This window comes from Singulisphaera acidiphila DSM 18658 (genome assembly GCF_000242455.2).
GTDB classification, from domain to species: domain Bacteria; phylum Planctomycetota; class Planctomycetia; order Isosphaerales; family Isosphaeraceae; genus Singulisphaera; species Singulisphaera acidiphila.
Genome location: NC_019892.1, coordinates 4,622,123 through 4,635,707, shown reverse-complemented (window position 1 = coordinate 4,635,707; position 13,585 = coordinate 4,622,123). Strand labels below are relative to the sequence as shown.

Below are 13,585 nucleotides of genomic sequence, written 5' to 3'. Positions count from 1 at the left end.
CAACTCAGCCCGCCGGGGTCACCGGATCCTGCGCGGGCTTCGTCTCGGGGGCGAGCCCGAGGAGCTGCTCGACGGCCAGGCCGATGTCGTCGGCCCTCATCAAGGACTCGCCGACGAGGATGGCCGAGACCCCGGCGGCCTCGAGGCGCTTGACGTCCGCGTGAGTCCTGATCCCGCTCTCGCTGACCAGGAGCACGTCGGGGGGGATCTGGGGGCGGAGGCGCAAGGTCAGGTCGAGGTCGGTGACGAACCGGCGGAGGTCGCGGTTGTTGATCCCGACCAGGTCGGCCCCCGAAGCGAGGACGCGGGGGAGGTTGGCCTCTTCGTGGAACTCGACCAGGGCGGCCATGCCCAGGCCTCGAGCCCTGGCGAGCAGTCGGGCCAACGTCTCGTCGTCGAGGATCTCGGCGATCAAGAGGATCGCGTCGGCCCCGGCGAGCCTGGCCTCGACGACCTGATACTCGTCGATGATGAAATCCTTGCGGAGCAACGGGATCGCGACCGACGCGCGGATCCGGGCCAGGTAGGAGAGGTGTCCCTGGAAGTAGGGGACGTCAGTCAGGACGCTGAGACAGGCCGCCCCATGGCCCTGGTAGGCGCGTGCGATGGCGATCGGGTCGAAGTCGGCCCGGATGACCTTGGCCGACGGGCTCGCCTTTTTGACCTCGGCGATCAGTTGGATCGGTCCGGGTCCGGCCAGCGCCGCGCGGAAATCGCGGACCGGCGGCGCTGAGGCGGCCTGGTCCTCCATCTCCTGGAGAGGCATCCGGAGCCGGGCCGCTGCGACCTCGCGCCGCTTGGACGCGACGATTTCGTCGAGGATGGTTTCCGCCACGGCAATGTTTTCCTGAGTTACCAGTCACTTCGGTCTGTTCATCGCACCCCCTCGGCGCTCACCGATCCGCTCGGCGGCCCTTTGGCTTTTCCCAACTAAGAGTGCTGAACCGGAGATTCTACCGCGAGACCCTCGATCGCCGCGACTCCCCTTGCCCGGCTGTAAGACCCGCACCACGCGACATAACGACCGGGAGCATTCCCCATCGATCGCTCGCCCCTGCGCATGAGCACCTCCCCCAATATTTATTTGGCCCACACTTGACATCCTCCACCAAGGTTCCTAAATTTGGCATTACTGAGATTGAATCTCAGTATCACACCCATTCTGACTGGCAGGCCATTGGTCCCGGCGGCCGGTTTCCCATCAAAAATAATCGTGCGACGGGATCCCCCATGCGTGGTGCAAGCCGCCTCGGGCCGATTGGCTCGACTGGAGGCTTGGGCTTCGGAACGAGTTGAACGGACCCTCAGGGGCGAATGTACCCCTGATGGAAAGGAAACGTGTCGTGGTCGCCGGTTTTTCCTGAATCGATCGCTGCGACTGAAGGGGTTGGGCGGCGCGATCGGCCTTGCTTGGCTGCTCATACCGTTTGTTAGGTGCTGTAAGCGTTAGCTTATTTATTGAGATCAGAGGAATTTCGTGATGATTCGCCAACGCGGCGTTCTGCGCTCTCGGTGCGCGCCTTGGCGGCGAGGGAGCCGCCTCTGCCGACGCGCCACGAGCCGGCCAGGTCGGTTCGTGGGCGGATCGTCGAGGAGCGCGTGGTTTCCGAGGCTCGTATTGAAGGACCCGTCGATGAAGACTGAGCGTGGATTTACTCTGATCGAGCTCTTGGTCGTGATTGCGATCATTGCCGTCTTGATTGCTTTGTTACTTCCCGCCGTTCAGGCGGCCCGGGAGGCGGCGCGGCGGGCCCAGTGCACGAACAACCTCAAGCAGCTTGGCTTGGCCTTGCACAATTATGAGGGGGTCAACAGTTGTCTTCCCGCCGCGGCGCAGGGGATTCGCGACATGCCGACGACGTCGTCGGGTTATTTTATCGGTATCTGCTATATGAATTTTACAGGCTATCACATGATGTTTCCCTATCTTGAGCAGGGCAACGTTTTCAACGCCACGAACTTCAGCGCGGGCACGCCTCACCCTGCCGGGGCCTGGTACGGCTGGTCCACCAATGAGAATACGACGACCTTTCAGTTTCAAGGGTCGATGTTCCTCTGCCCGTCGAACCGGGTCCAGGGTGAGTTCGGATACCGCTTCGACTATCCGGCCAATCAGACTGTCGATCGGGCCGCAGTGACCGACTACTTGTTCAACGGCGGAGCGGACACCAAGGCGACGCCTCCCTATTACCGTCCCGCTGCACGGGGACCTGTTGGGTTCAACACGGCGACTCGCTTCTCCGAGATCACCGATGGACTCTCGCAGACGTTCCTCGTGGGCGAAGCCGCCGGAGGGAGCGCGGCGAACAAGTTCATTGCCGTGGGCGGATACCGGACCAGCAAGCGAGTGTGCGTGCCGCGAGGGACAGAGGCGGCCAAGGCCGCCAGTTCCAGCGGCTCCTCATTCGAGTACGACAACCTGATGTTTCAGGCCTATGGCCGGCCCCACGTCAGCTCGGACCCGAAGACGATCATCGGCGGCGGCCTCGTCGCCAAGACGACCGACGCGACCGGGGCGTACTATGGTCCGAACGATTGCGGGGGTTACACGATGAGCGATGACGCCTGGTACGTCCTGCCCCTGCCTCCGGCCCAACGTGTGCCCAACTTCCGGTCGACCCATCCCGGGATCGTTCAGTTCGGGCTTTGCGACGGCAGCGTCAGGACGATCAAGAACTCGGTCCATCCCCAAGTGTATATGGGACTCTCCACGATCGCTGGTGACGAGGTCCTCTCGGCCGATACCTTTTGACCGAGGGAGCCTTTGAGTAATGCGACGCACCCGCTTCTCGAGCCGCCTTGGCCTTGTGCTGGCCTGGTTGATCTCCCTCTTCCCTGTCGGTTGTGGGGCCGAACCGAACCCGAATTTCTCTCCGACCCCGGAACAAGATGCGGTCCGGTTCAACGAAGCCGTCAAGGTCACTGAGGAAGCCAAGCGAAAGAGCCTGGAAACGGAAAGAGCAATGCTCAAAAACATGAAGATGCTATTCGAGAAATAGTCGAGCGGCATTGGATGGAGACGACGCGACGCAAAATCCAAGAAGATCGATCCTGGCGATCTTCAACGTCGCGACTCAAATCGAGCCTTTAGGTCGCGATGGCGACCCATGAAGTCGGACGGCGGGGTGTTCCTCGTCTTTCGATCGGGGGCTCGTTTTGCCCTGTTTTTTCCTGCCGGCTTCACGAGAGGAGGTTCTTGCCGGCTCAAGATTGCGTGATCGAAACCGTTGATCTTTGTGCCTTCACCTCGCGATTTGGAAAGGGAGAACGAATTCCAATGAGAACGCTTCGGAAAGCATTCCTTGCTGCGAGCCTTGCCGCGACCCTGAGCCTGGCGAGCACGACGGCCTGGGCCCAGGGCTTTGTCCCTGGCGCTGCGCTCGTGAACCCGGGTCTGTCGGGAACCACCGAATACGATGGCTGGGTTGGCCTGACGAGTGGCAATTACTCGGGTTATCCGGGCTTCCCGGGGACCGGCTCCTGGTTTGCCCCGCTGGCCCCCAACCAGACCGGCTCGGGCTCGGCGGGAGTTTTCAAGGTCTCCGACGGCAGCGGCGGCGGCCCTTTCCCTGCGTCCGGGTCGATGTACTTTGGCAGCTTCTCGGCGACCATCAACGCCTATGGTGGCACGCTTGCCGTTGCCGACTCCACGCCCGTCACGGGGGTGAAGAACGTCGTCTTGCAGATTCAGATTGGCGAGGCCTGGACGTATGACTTTTTCGGTCGTGCGTTGCCGACCTTGAGCTACAACGGCGGCACCCAGGCCCTGGCGGCTACATCATCGGTGGTCTTGGATCGCTATTACAACGGCACCGTCGAGATGCCGTCCGGCCTCGAGGACGTATACATCAACACGTACCTGATTCAGTGGGACCTCAGCAGCCTGCCGAGCGTGACCAGTTTCTCGATCTCGTTCGACGGGGTGGAGCACGCTCAACTCTACGCCTTGCAACTCGACCAGTCCGACGAGTACGCTCCCGCCGAAATTCCCGGCCTGAACGCGAACGGGTCCAGGTCGTTCGTCCTTCGCAAAAGCTCCGTTCTCGGCACGCAGGCAAAGCCGGCCAAGGACCGCAAGGCTTACCGAGGAGCCGGCCGGACCCGTCAGCCGGTTGTCACGAGCAAGGCCGTTACGCAACGAACGCCTGGTTCCTGAAAACTCGGAATCCCTTCGACAATCAGACGGATGAGATGAGCGGATTGCGCCGCTCCTCTTGAATGAATCCAAAGAGCGCCGTTCGCCGGGGTTCTCGGCGTCGCACACCTCCTTGGCCAGGAGGTGTGCGCGCGTTGCAAATCATCGAAGGAGCATGGAGTTGCGGAACGCGGCTTCTGAGTGATGCGAATTTTGCAGAGCGCACACTTCTCTCGGAGGATACCTCGGCCGTCTCCCTTTTTTATAAGCGCTCGGCCGTTGGTGCGTGCATCCGAATTCAATGGAGGTCGCTCAAGGCCGCCAGGACACCCGAACGACCCGTTCGGGCCGTAAACCTTTTTCCCAGACAGCGTTCCTTACCCAGATTCGCGCACCAACTGCCGAGCGCTTACCAAATTTTTAACCACGAATGACACAAATGACACGAATCAAAACAAAGAAATTGAATCATTTTTTTCTTCATTCGTGTCATTTGTGTTATTCGTGGTTAAATTCTCCTTTTTTTTTCTATTGCTCGGCATCTGGTACGAGAATCTGAGTAAGGAACGCTGTCTGAAAAGGAAGTTTACGACCTGAACGGGTCGTTCGGGTGTCCTGGCGGCCTTGAGCGACCTCCGTCGAATTCCGATTCGCGCACCAATTGCCGAGCGATTCCCCTTTTTTTTGAGCCAAAATTCTCATCGAGAACAGCCGCCAAGGTCGATCGATTCCGGCCGAGCCGGATTGATCTTTCCCTTGCGGCGTTCGCATGAGTTATCATAATGTTGAAGATTCGCTGAACAGGGTCGGGTTCGCGGCGGCATATTGAGGACGGAGAGACGAGCCATGCTGACGTTATTCGGTTCGGGGCATCGGTATTGCGACGGTGTCTCCCGGCGCTCGTTCCTCAAGATCGGCGGCCTGGCGATGGGGGGGCTCGGTCTGCCCGAATTGCTCCGGGCCGAGGCCCGGGGGGCGGCCTCCGGCGGCTCGTCCAACAAGTCGGTCATCATGATCTACTTGACCGGGGGCCTATCGCATCAGGACACGTTCGACCTCAAGCCCGATGCGCCCGACGAGATCCGAGGGGAGTTCAAGCCGATCGCGACCCGGGTCCCCGGCGTCCAGGTTGGCGAGCTCTTGCCCAGGATGGCCGCCTCGATCGACAAGGTGGCCGTGCTTCGCTCGGTCGTTGGGCTTCGCGACGAGCATTCCAGCTTCCAGAACATCACCGGCTATCCGATGGATGTTAGCCAGCGTGAGGGGAAGCCGCACTTTGGGTCGGTGGTCTCCAAGGTCCAAGGTCCGCGCAACGCTGTCGTGCCGCCGTTCATCGACCTCTTCCCGACGATGCAGCACAAGCCCTACAACACGCCGGGCCCCGGCCACCTGGGCCTGATTCATGGTGCCGCGCGAATGGATGGAGACGACCTCGCGCTGCTCAAGCAGACCGAGGTCGCGCCCGCCCGGTTCACCGGGCGCAAGCAACTGCTCAACCAGTTCGACCAGTTCCGCCGCGCGGTGGACACCGTCGAAGTCGGGGGCATGGAGAGCGTCTACCGCCGCGCGTTCGATGTGCTGGCCACCAGCCGAGTGGCGCAGGCCCTCGACGTCGAGCGCGAAGACCCGAAGCTTCGCGATCGCTACGGCATCGGCTCGTCCAAGCACCTCGGTGACGGTGCCCCGATGTGGAACGACCAGCTCTTGATCGCCCGCCGCCTGGTCGAAGCCGGGGCCCGCTGCGTGACCGTGGCCTACGGCTTCTGGGACACGCATGGAAATAACTTCGGACACTTGCGCAATCATCTCCCGCTGTTCGACCAGGGCATCTCGGCCCTGGTTGAGGATATTTACGCACGTGGGCTGGATCAGGATGTGACGGTCGTGGTGTGGGGAGAGTTCGGCCGGTCCCCCAAGATCAACAAGGACGCCGGCCGCGACCACTGGGCGCCGGTAAATGGGACCTTGCTGGCTGGAGGCGGCATGAAGGTTGGCCAGGTGATCGGCGCGACCGACAAGCTGGGTGGGGCGGCGGCGAGCCACCCGATCCACTATCACGACGTTTTGGCGACCGTCTATCACAACCTCGGCATCGACCCTCACTCGTTCGTTCAGGACAAGTCGGGCCGCCCGATCCCGATTCTGCCGGGGACGGCGACGCCCATCGCGGAACTCGTTTGAGCGGGCGGCGGGCCAGGTCGAACCAGCGGACGTTCAGCGGCAGATCGATCCGGAACACGCGGTTGTCCAGGTCGCAGCCGAGATGCAAGACGGTCACGTCGGGATGGCGTGAGAGGAATTCGCGGGGCCAGCCGTCGAGAATATGGGCGCGCATCGCCAGGCCGATCATGTTGTCCCGGCGGCCCTTCCGTTTCGCAAAGTCGTAGTCGATCCAACTGACGACCTCGGCGGCGAACCGTGCAGGAGGGAACCGGGCAGGCTGCTCTCCTCATCCTTTTGGCGTAAAGCGTGACGAGGAGGGTTTCTCTTTCTTTTGGTCAGGGCGACTTTCTCATTGGTCATATCGCAATCACCTTCCGGCCATGAAGGCCCGCGCGAAGCCGGGCTCGACGAAAACGAGGCTTCCGTCCGGGGGACCCAGAATGCGATCGATCGCGATCCCATGAAAACGCAGCCGTTCCTCCAGCGCCTCCGAAGCAGCTAATGCTTCGGATGTTCCTGTTCCTGAGACCTCGATCGCGTGCGCCAGGGCATTGTGGGTGCTGGCGCTGATCTGCAGCACGATCTCGGCCGTGGCTTCCGGGTCCTGCACGTTGAACTCGCCTTCCGACTTCCCTTGTGCGATGATGCGGGCGAGTACCGGCACCATCACCGGGAGTACCGCTGCGTTGATGCGGTGATAGAGGACAACGTTCTCAGGCTTGAAGAGGACGTCGAATGTCGCCCGAAGCATTGGGCGCATCCTCGACCTTGATCTGCCGCGCTCGGGCGAAGAAGGTGTTCAACCGGGTGAGCGCATCGAGGCCGGCATCTCCCCGCACGTCTTCAAGCCGAGCGACAGACTCGTGGGCAAGCCGGGCCGCGAGTGCCTCCAGCAACTTTGGGGCGCGACTTTGCCCGACACGAAAGGAAGAACCGGGCTCCGGGGCCGCGAAGGAAGTGCCCGCCTACCTCAAAAAGGTTCCTCAGGACGGAGGGCTCATGCTCGACCGGACCCTGAGGAACATGACCGCCGAAGAGTTCAAGGCGGCTCCCCAAGCGGGAACTCCTACTCCCTCCAAGTGAGGTCTGACCCAAAGGGCTCGGCGATCGTCCTTTTTTTTCTCGGGTCGGCTTCAGCTTGCCAATTCCCTTGAGGGACGGCAGGCTGGAGCCGACCCGATAGGGATCTCAAGGCTGAGTTGTTGGAATTGATCGCGTGATGGTTGTCCATCCACTGAGGGTAGTTTCGTCATGACCAGGTTCAATGTTCTCCTCGCATTTCTTCTGCTGTTTGGCACGGCCGGGGGATCGGCGGTTGCCGCCGAGCCGACTCGGGTCCGGGTTCTCAGTTACAACATCCATCATGGCGAGGGGACGGACGGAAAGGTCGACCTCGAACGCTTGGCTCGCGTGATCCAGTCGGTCAAGCCCGACGTGGTCGCGCTTCAGGAGGTCGATCGGGGGGTGAATCGGACGAGTAAGGTGGATGAGCCGGCGGAGCTTGGCCGGCTGACGGGGATGCAGCCGATCTTCGAGCGGAATATCATTTTCGAAGGGGGAGATTACGGCAACGCCATCCTGAGCCGCCTGCCGGTTACCAGCCATAAGAATATCCCGCTGCCTTTGCACTACGTTGGTGAGCAGCGCGGGGCTCTGGTTGCCGAGCTGACTGCCCCCGATGGACGCACGCCGTTGCGGTTGATTGCCACTCACCTCGACTATCACTCCAACGATGGGGAACGCAGAGACTCGGTGAAGCGTCTCGAAGAACTGGCCGGTGAAGCGCCTGATCGTCCCACCCTCCTCGTCGGCGATCTCAACTCGTTGCCCGACAGCGAAGTGCTCACCCTGTTCGAGGCCAACTGGAAGCGCTCGACTTCGACCCCGCTCTCGACCTTTCCCTCGGACAAGCCCTCGCGGCAGATCGACTATGTCCTGTTTCGGCCCGCTTCGCGCTGGAAGGTCGTCGAGAACCGGGTCCTGGATGAACCGGTGGCTTCGGATCATCGGCCGCTGTTGGTCGTGCTCGAACTGGCGGATTGAGCATCCTGCATTGCATGGGCAAGATTTTGGCGATCCGAAGGCGCGGCATTGGGTCGCCGAAATCTTGTCTCCCTCCCCCCTTCCCGTCCTCTCTCCCAAGGCATTTCCAAGGTGGGCCCTGATCCATAACGGTGTCAGGCATTTCCCCAATTGACAGATACTAGCCGTGTCCTAGACTTGCTGGGTGCGAAAGGATTGCGTTCGGAGGATCATGCCTCTGAGCCGCCTGTTCCTTTTGCTCAAGATCAAAATTCGACGAGAAATTTCGCGCGGTGACACCTCCTTCTCTTGCAGGCTCCTTCCGAAGGAGCCGCGCGATGAGCAAGCCCGGTCGTCCGACAAACCCCTTTATCCACTTGACCGAAGACGTGCGTCGGGCCTTTTCATGGTGAGTTTTGGAGGTTTAAGACGGCCTGGTTCCTTTGTGGGCCAGGGCGGTTCTGGGTTGCGCCGGGGGCGTGCTGGAGCCGATTTCCCACGCGAGCCTGGGTGGCCTTGCCGCTGAGTTTCGTGTGGGTGCGTCTTTTCTCTGGCCGACACTTAAACTGAGCCGGCTGTTTCCGGCGGCTCTTGGGGCAAGCCCCATCGCAGATGGCCGTTGCGCGGATTGGGTGGGTGGGGGCTTCGCACGCGTGATTTTCGATTGCGGTCCCGGTTTTCATCGTGACGCCCCGCTCAATGCGCCACGCTGGCATGATTGCGGAAGAGTGTCGGGGGCCGGCTGGAACTGATCGTCCAAGGGAGAAGTAGTGATGGCAAGAGTCCTTGTGGTCGACGATTCCCGGTTCAGCCGTAACATGACCGCGCGGATTCTGCGTGAGGCGGGGCATGAGGTGATCGAGGCCGCGGACGGTGAGTGTGGTCTGGAGGCGGTCCGTGAGCATGAGCCGGACTGTGTCGTGCTCGACCTTCTCATGCCGATCCTTGACGGCACCGGTTTTCTGAATCGGCTTCGGGGAGCGGGGTCGGTGCTTCCGGTCGTGGTTGCCACCGCTGACATTCAGACCAGCACGCGGCTCCTCTGTGAGGAACTGGGTGTCAGCGGGTTTGTGAACAAGCCTGTCCGCGCCGAAGAGCTCTGCCCCTGTATCGAGCGGGCCGTCCGGGGCTCTTCGGTGGGAGAGCTTCGATGAGACTGGACCCGTATCATGAAGATGCGCTTCGGGAGTTAATCAACATTGGCATTGGTCGTGCCGCCGCCACGCTTAGCGAACTGATGGGGACCCGGATCGAGTTAACGGTCCCTAGCGTGGCGCTCTACGAGTTCGGCGATTGGCTCAAGCGGAGTTCCACGGAACTGTCGGGCATGGCGATTGTCCAGGACTTCGAGGGCTCTTGCTCCGGGCGGGCGGTCCTCGTGCTGCCGCGTGACAGCGGCCTGCGGATGGCGCAGATCCTCGGCGGCGTGGAGGACGGCTCGGACGAGTTGGACTTCGAGTTGAGCGGGATCCTGGCCGAGGTCGGCAACATCATGATCAACGGCGTGCTCGGCTCGCTGGCCAACGCCACGGGGGCCCAGTTGTCCTATGGCTTGCCCGAATTCTATGGCGAACCGGAGCTCGCCTTCCTCTCAACGCCAGTCGCCGGAGCGGGCAGAAGAGGCCTCCTGGTTGCCGACGCCCATTTTTACGTTCGGCGATTCGCCGTCCGGGGCTCGCTCCTGATCGCGTTCGCGCGCGGTGGGATCGAAACCTTGATGCAGGCGCTCTGTGCGGCGGAGCCCGATGCCTGGGAGGCTCGATGATCGACAAGGGAGACGTGACGGCCGGAATCCCAGGGCTGGCGGAATCCCTCGACTTGATGCCGCTAGGCGCCTGTGTGATCGACGTCGACATGACTGTTCGCGTCTGGAATCGGACGCTCGTGGAATGGACCGGAATCCCACGCGAGGAAGCCCTTGGTATGGATCTGGCCGAGCGGTTCCCCGGGCTGAGGGGGGATCGGATCGGGGGGCGGCTGCGGCAGGTGTTCGAGGCTGGAACCCCCACCGTCTTCTCGGCGGCGATCCACAAGCAGTTTCTGGCCGTTCCCACGCGCCACGGTCCGCCCGGAAGCCTGATGGTTCAGCAGACCCAGGTGCGCCGGCTCCCCGGCCAATCGACGCTTGCCTTGATCACCATCGGCGACGTCACTTCCGAAGCCTTCCAGTTGACCGCCCTCCGCGCCGAGCGGACCCGACTGGTGACCATCCAGGCCGAGCTGCTCCGGCTGATGAAAGCGGCCGAGGCCGACCGAATACGTGTCGAACGGCTCCACGCTGAATTGCAGGAGGCGCACGTCTCATTGGGGCGGAAGAACGCTGAGCTGGCCGAGCTTGCGGCGACGGACGCCTTGACCGGCCTGGCCAATCGCCGACGGTTTCGGGAGGTGCTCGAGTCGGCCTTTGCATTGGCGATTCGTGAGGGCCTGCCCCTTTCATTGATGATGCTCGATATTGATGAATTTAAAAAATATAATGATGAGTATGGGCATATCGCCGGTGATGAGGTCTTGCGGGGTATGGCGGTCGTCTTTGATGCGAGCCTTCGAATGGGCGACACGGCCGCGCGGTACGGCGGCGAGGAGTTTGTCGTGCTGCTGCCGATGACCGATTCGAGGTCTGCCCGGACGGTGGCCGAGCGGCTGCGGACCGATATCGAGCACCATGCCTGGCCATTGCGGCAGGTGACGAGCAGCTTCGGGGTCGTCACACTCGGCCCCTCGAGCGCGGGCGCAGCCGAATTTTTGAACCAGGCCGATCGGGCGCTCTATCATTCCAAACGTCGGGGACGCAACTGCATCTCGCATTACGAGGACCTGGCGTCGTTCGCGGCCGAGTCGGACGGAGCTACCGGTACAAACCCGCCGGCTCCGTCCGATCTTGAACCGTTGTCCCATCCTGATCCTGAGCCACGCTCTCAGAAATTTGAAAACCAGAAAATTGACTCATGCTTAAGATGAAATATTGAAAATTATGGTAACAATGTTGGGATGATTGCGGAATCGAACGGAGGGTTTGCCCAGCACCCCGCTGACTCCCGCGCTTCCGCGACGCATACACCTGGCAGGACCGAAGGGGACACGTGAGCGACTTGGACGGCAGCCTCGGGGAATTCCTGGACGAAACGTACGAGAACCTCGGCCAGTTGGACCTCGATTTCGTGGCGATCGAGGCGAACCCCCACGACCGGTCGAACTTGCTCGGGATTGCGCGCACCCTGCACACGCTCAAGGGAACTTGCGGTTTTTTCGGCTTCACGAAGCTGGAGGAGCTTGCCCATGCGGGTGAAGACTTACTCCACAAGCTGCGCGCCAGCGCGCTCAATCCGGATGCCGCGTTCATCGGGTCGATGCTGGCCCTGGTGGACGCGATCCGGCGGATCCTCGCCCACATCGAGCGGGAAGGCGAGGAGGGGAACGACGACAACTCGGCCTTGATCGCCCGCCTGACGACACAGGAGTTGGGTGCCCGTCCCCGGGGAGATGGAGGAGCACCTCTTCCGAAGGAGCGGCTCGGCCTTGACGAGACGGACCTCCGCGAGATCCGCGCGGGGGAGCCTTCCATCAGCACCGTCCGAATCGGCATCGGGCTGCTCGACCGGCTGATGGACATGTCCGGCGAGTTGGTTCTGGCCCGCAACCAGCTCATGCAATACGCCGCGACCAGCGATGATCCACGCTTGCTCGGCTCCCTCGGACGCATGAGCCAGATCACGACCGAGTTGCAAGGGAGCGTGATGAAGGCCCGGATGCAGCCGATCGGGACTGTCTGGGACCGAATCCCGCGCGTGGTTCGCGACCTGGCGCAGTCCTGCGGCAAGCGCGTCCGGATCGAGTTCGAGGGGCGGGGAACGGAACTGGACCGGACCATCCTTGAGGCGATCAAGGACCCGCTGACCCATGCCGTGCGGAACGCTGTCGACCATGGCATTGAAACGCCCGAGGAACGGCAGGCGGTCGGCAAACGCGTCGAGGGATGCCTGCGACTGCGGGCCGCCCACGAGAGCGGGGGCGTTCAGATCGAGATCTGCGACGACGGGGCCGGCATCGACCCCGAACGCGTTCGCCGCCAAGCCTTGAAGCACGGTCTGCTTCCTCGTGAGAAGTTGGATCGACTGGGGGACCGCGAACTGCTCCAACTCCTCTTTCTGCCGGGCTTCTCGACGACTGAGCGGATCACCAGCGTTTCGGGACGCGGGGTCGGCATGGACGTTGTGAAGGCCAACGTTGAGCGGATCGGCGGATCGGTGGAAATCAGTAGCCTGATCGGGGTGGGGACCACCCTTGTGATTACGCTCCCCCTGACCCTGGCCGTCATCCCTTCGCTGATCGTCGGCGAGGGGAACGACCGGTACGCGATCCCCCAGGTCGCGATCCGGGAACTGGTCCGGATCGAGGAGAGTCGAGCCGGAGGCGAGGTCGAGACCTTCCATGGAGCGCATGTGTTTCGGCTTCGAGGAACGCTGCTCCCCCTGGTCGAGCTCGGCCGGGCGTTGGCGGGGCCGGGGGGACGATTGACCTCGGGGCTCGGCGCCCTGAACATTGCCGTGCTACAGACCGATGGCGCGGATTATGGGCTGGTGGTCGACCAGTTCCACGACATCGAGGAGATCGTGGTCAAGCCGCTCGGCAAGCACTTGAAGGAGGTTGAACTCTTCTCAGGGGCGACCATCCTCGGTGATGGAACGCTCGCGCTGATTCTCGACGTGCCGGGCCTTGCCCGGGAGGTTGGAATCGCCGCGAAGGCGAATCATCGTGCTTCGAACTTGCCGGCTTCCTCGAACTCAGGGGCCGGTGGCGAGGCTGCTACGACCCTGCTCCTCTTCGAACTCGGCGGCGGTCGGAGGATGGCTGTTCCGATCGACCTGGTGGCTCGCCTGGAGGAAAAACCGGCTTCGGCCGTGGAGCGGGCCGACGGCCAGGAGGTCCTCCTGCACGATGGGCGGCTGATCCCGCTGATCCGCCCCGATGGCGCTCCGGTCATGACCGAGGTCGCCGTCAGCGGAGCCGAGGTCCTCAAGATCATCGTCTGTCACGCCGGCGACCGATGGCTGGGCCTGGCCGTCGACGCGATCCACGACATCGTCCGGACCACGCTGCGAGTCCATCATTCCGAACGCAGGGAGGGGATCCTGGGCGCGGCGGTGATCGAAGGGCGAACCACCGACCTGCTCGACCTGCCCGGTCTGATTCGGGCCGTCGACCCGCTCTTTTTCGCCACACCGGCTCTCGTTCCCACGCTGCCCATGGCGGAGGCGTGAACCT

The 13,585-nt window shown here is 62.3% G+C and carries 12 protein-coding genes; 10 read left to right on the top strand and 2 right to left on the bottom strand.

Features of this window, described 5'->3' with window-relative positions:
• Nucleotides 1-4: 4 nt before the first annotated feature.
• The gene (trpC, locus tag SINAC_RS18180; protein WP_015247082.1) at nt 5-835 is read right to left on the bottom strand and encodes an indole-3-glycerol phosphate synthase TrpC; all 831 of its coding nucleotides are present in this window, start codon (nt 833-835) and stop codon (nt 5-7) included.
• 798 nt (nt 836-1,633) lie between these two features.
• Between trpC and SINAC_RS18175 the strand changes: the two genes are divergently transcribed.
• The 4 genes from SINAC_RS18175 (at nt 1,634) to SINAC_RS18155 (ending at nt 6,316) form a co-directional block, all read left to right on the top strand.
• The gene (locus tag SINAC_RS18175) at nt 1,634-2,752 is read left to right on the top strand and encodes a DUF1559 family PulG-like putative transporter (RefSeq protein WP_015247081.1); all 1,119 of its coding nucleotides are present in this window, start codon (nt 1,634-1,636) and stop codon (nt 2,750-2,752) included.
• Between the two features lie 19 nt (nt 2,753-2,771).
• Nucleotides 2,772-2,999: a hypothetical protein gene (locus SINAC_RS18170; protein WP_015247080.1), complete on the top strand. Its 228-nt coding sequence runs from the start codon at nt 2,772-2,774 to the stop codon at nt 2,997-2,999.
• A 278-nt stretch (nt 3,000-3,277) separates the two neighbouring features.
• Nucleotides 3,278-4,156, top strand: a complete 879-nt coding sequence (locus tag SINAC_RS18165; protein ID WP_015247079.1) for a hypothetical protein — start codon at nt 3,278-3,280, stop codon at nt 4,154-4,156.
• Between the two features lie 825 nt (nt 4,157-4,981).
• Nucleotides 4,982-6,316, top strand: coding sequence for a DUF1501 domain-containing protein (locus SINAC_RS18155; RefSeq protein WP_015247078.1), 1,335 nt, complete (start codon nt 4,982-4,984; stop codon nt 6,314-6,316).
• 349 nt (nt 6,317-6,665) lie between these two features.
• Here the strand turns inward: SINAC_RS18155 and SINAC_RS18150 are convergent, their stop codons facing one another.
• Nucleotides 6,666-7,049: a hypothetical protein gene (locus SINAC_RS18150; protein ID WP_020467276.1), complete on the bottom strand. Its 384-nt coding sequence runs from the start codon at nt 7,047-7,049 to the stop codon at nt 6,666-6,668.
• On the opposite strand from SINAC_RS18150, the gene SINAC_RS39960 reads away from it, so the two are divergent.
• From SINAC_RS39960 to SINAC_RS18125, 6 genes are all read left to right on the top strand, one after another.
• A complete protein-coding gene (locus SINAC_RS39960; RefSeq protein WP_154673876.1) occupies nt 7,034-7,381 on the top strand; it encodes a hypothetical protein in 348 nt (115 codons plus the stop codon). The two genes, SINAC_RS18150 and SINAC_RS39960, sit on opposite strands and share 16 nt — an antisense overlap.
• Nucleotides 7,382-7,549: 168 nt before the next feature.
• Nucleotides 7,550-8,341 carry an endonuclease/exonuclease/phosphatase family protein gene (locus tag SINAC_RS18145; protein WP_015247077.1) on the top strand — a complete coding sequence of 264 codons (792 nt, stop codon included), beginning with the start codon at nt 7,550-7,552 and terminating at the stop codon, nt 8,339-8,341.
• A gap of 752 nt (nt 8,342-9,093) precedes the next feature.
• Nucleotides 9,094-9,474, top strand: coding sequence for a response regulator (locus SINAC_RS18140; protein ID WP_015247075.1), 381 nt, complete (start codon nt 9,094-9,096; stop codon nt 9,472-9,474).
• Nucleotides 9,471-10,085, top strand: a complete 615-nt coding sequence (locus SINAC_RS18135) for a chemotaxis protein CheC (RefSeq protein ID WP_015247074.1) — start codon at nt 9,471-9,473, stop codon at nt 10,083-10,085. Before SINAC_RS18140 ends, SINAC_RS18135 begins: the two co-directional genes overlap by 4 nt.
• A complete protein-coding gene (locus tag SINAC_RS18130; RefSeq protein ID WP_015247073.1) occupies nt 10,082-11,281 on the top strand; it encodes a sensor domain-containing diguanylate cyclase in 1,200 nt (399 codons plus the stop codon). Before SINAC_RS18135 ends, SINAC_RS18130 begins: the two co-directional genes overlap by 4 nt.
• 122 nt (nt 11,282-11,403) lie before the next feature.
• Nucleotides 11,404-13,581: a chemotaxis protein CheA gene (locus SINAC_RS18125; RefSeq protein WP_015247072.1), complete on the top strand. Its 2,178-nt coding sequence runs from the start codon at nt 11,404-11,406 to the stop codon at nt 13,579-13,581.
• The last annotated feature ends 4 nt before the right edge of the window (nt 13,582-13,585 follow it).

Bases quoted from the DNA above. Each gene is read 5' to 3' on its own strand.
- SINAC_RS18135 (WP_015247074.1), top strand. From the start codon at position 9,471: ATGAGACTGGACCCGTATCATGAAGATGCGCTTCGGGAGTTAATCAAC.
- SINAC_RS18150 (WP_020467276.1), bottom strand. From the start codon at position 7,049: ATGCTTCGGGCGACATTCGACGTCCTCTTCAAGCCTGAGAACGTTGTC.
- SINAC_RS18165 (WP_015247079.1), top strand. From the start codon at position 3,278: ATGAGAACGCTTCGGAAAGCATTCCTTGCTGCGAGCCTTGCCGCGACC.
- SINAC_RS39960 (WP_154673876.1), top strand. From the start codon at position 7,034: ATGTCGCCCGAAGCATTGGGCGCATCCTCGACCTTGATCTGCCGCGCT.
- SINAC_RS18170 (WP_015247080.1), top strand. From the start codon at position 2,772: ATGCGACGCACCCGCTTCTCGAGCCGCCTTGGCCTTGTGCTGGCCTGG.
- SINAC_RS18175 (WP_015247081.1), top strand. From the start codon at position 1,634: ATGAAGACTGAGCGTGGATTTACTCTGATCGAGCTCTTGGTCGTGATT.
- SINAC_RS18145 (WP_015247077.1), top strand. From the start codon at position 7,550: ATGACCAGGTTCAATGTTCTCCTCGCATTTCTTCTGCTGTTTGGCACG.
- SINAC_RS18140 (WP_015247075.1), top strand. From the start codon at position 9,094: ATGGCAAGAGTCCTTGTGGTCGACGATTCCCGGTTCAGCCGTAACATG.
- SINAC_RS18155 (WP_015247078.1), top strand. From the start codon at position 4,982: ATGCTGACGTTATTCGGTTCGGGGCATCGGTATTGCGACGGTGTCTCC.
- SINAC_RS18130 (WP_015247073.1), top strand. From the start codon at position 10,082: ATGATCGACAAGGGAGACGTGACGGCCGGAATCCCAGGGCTGGCGGAA.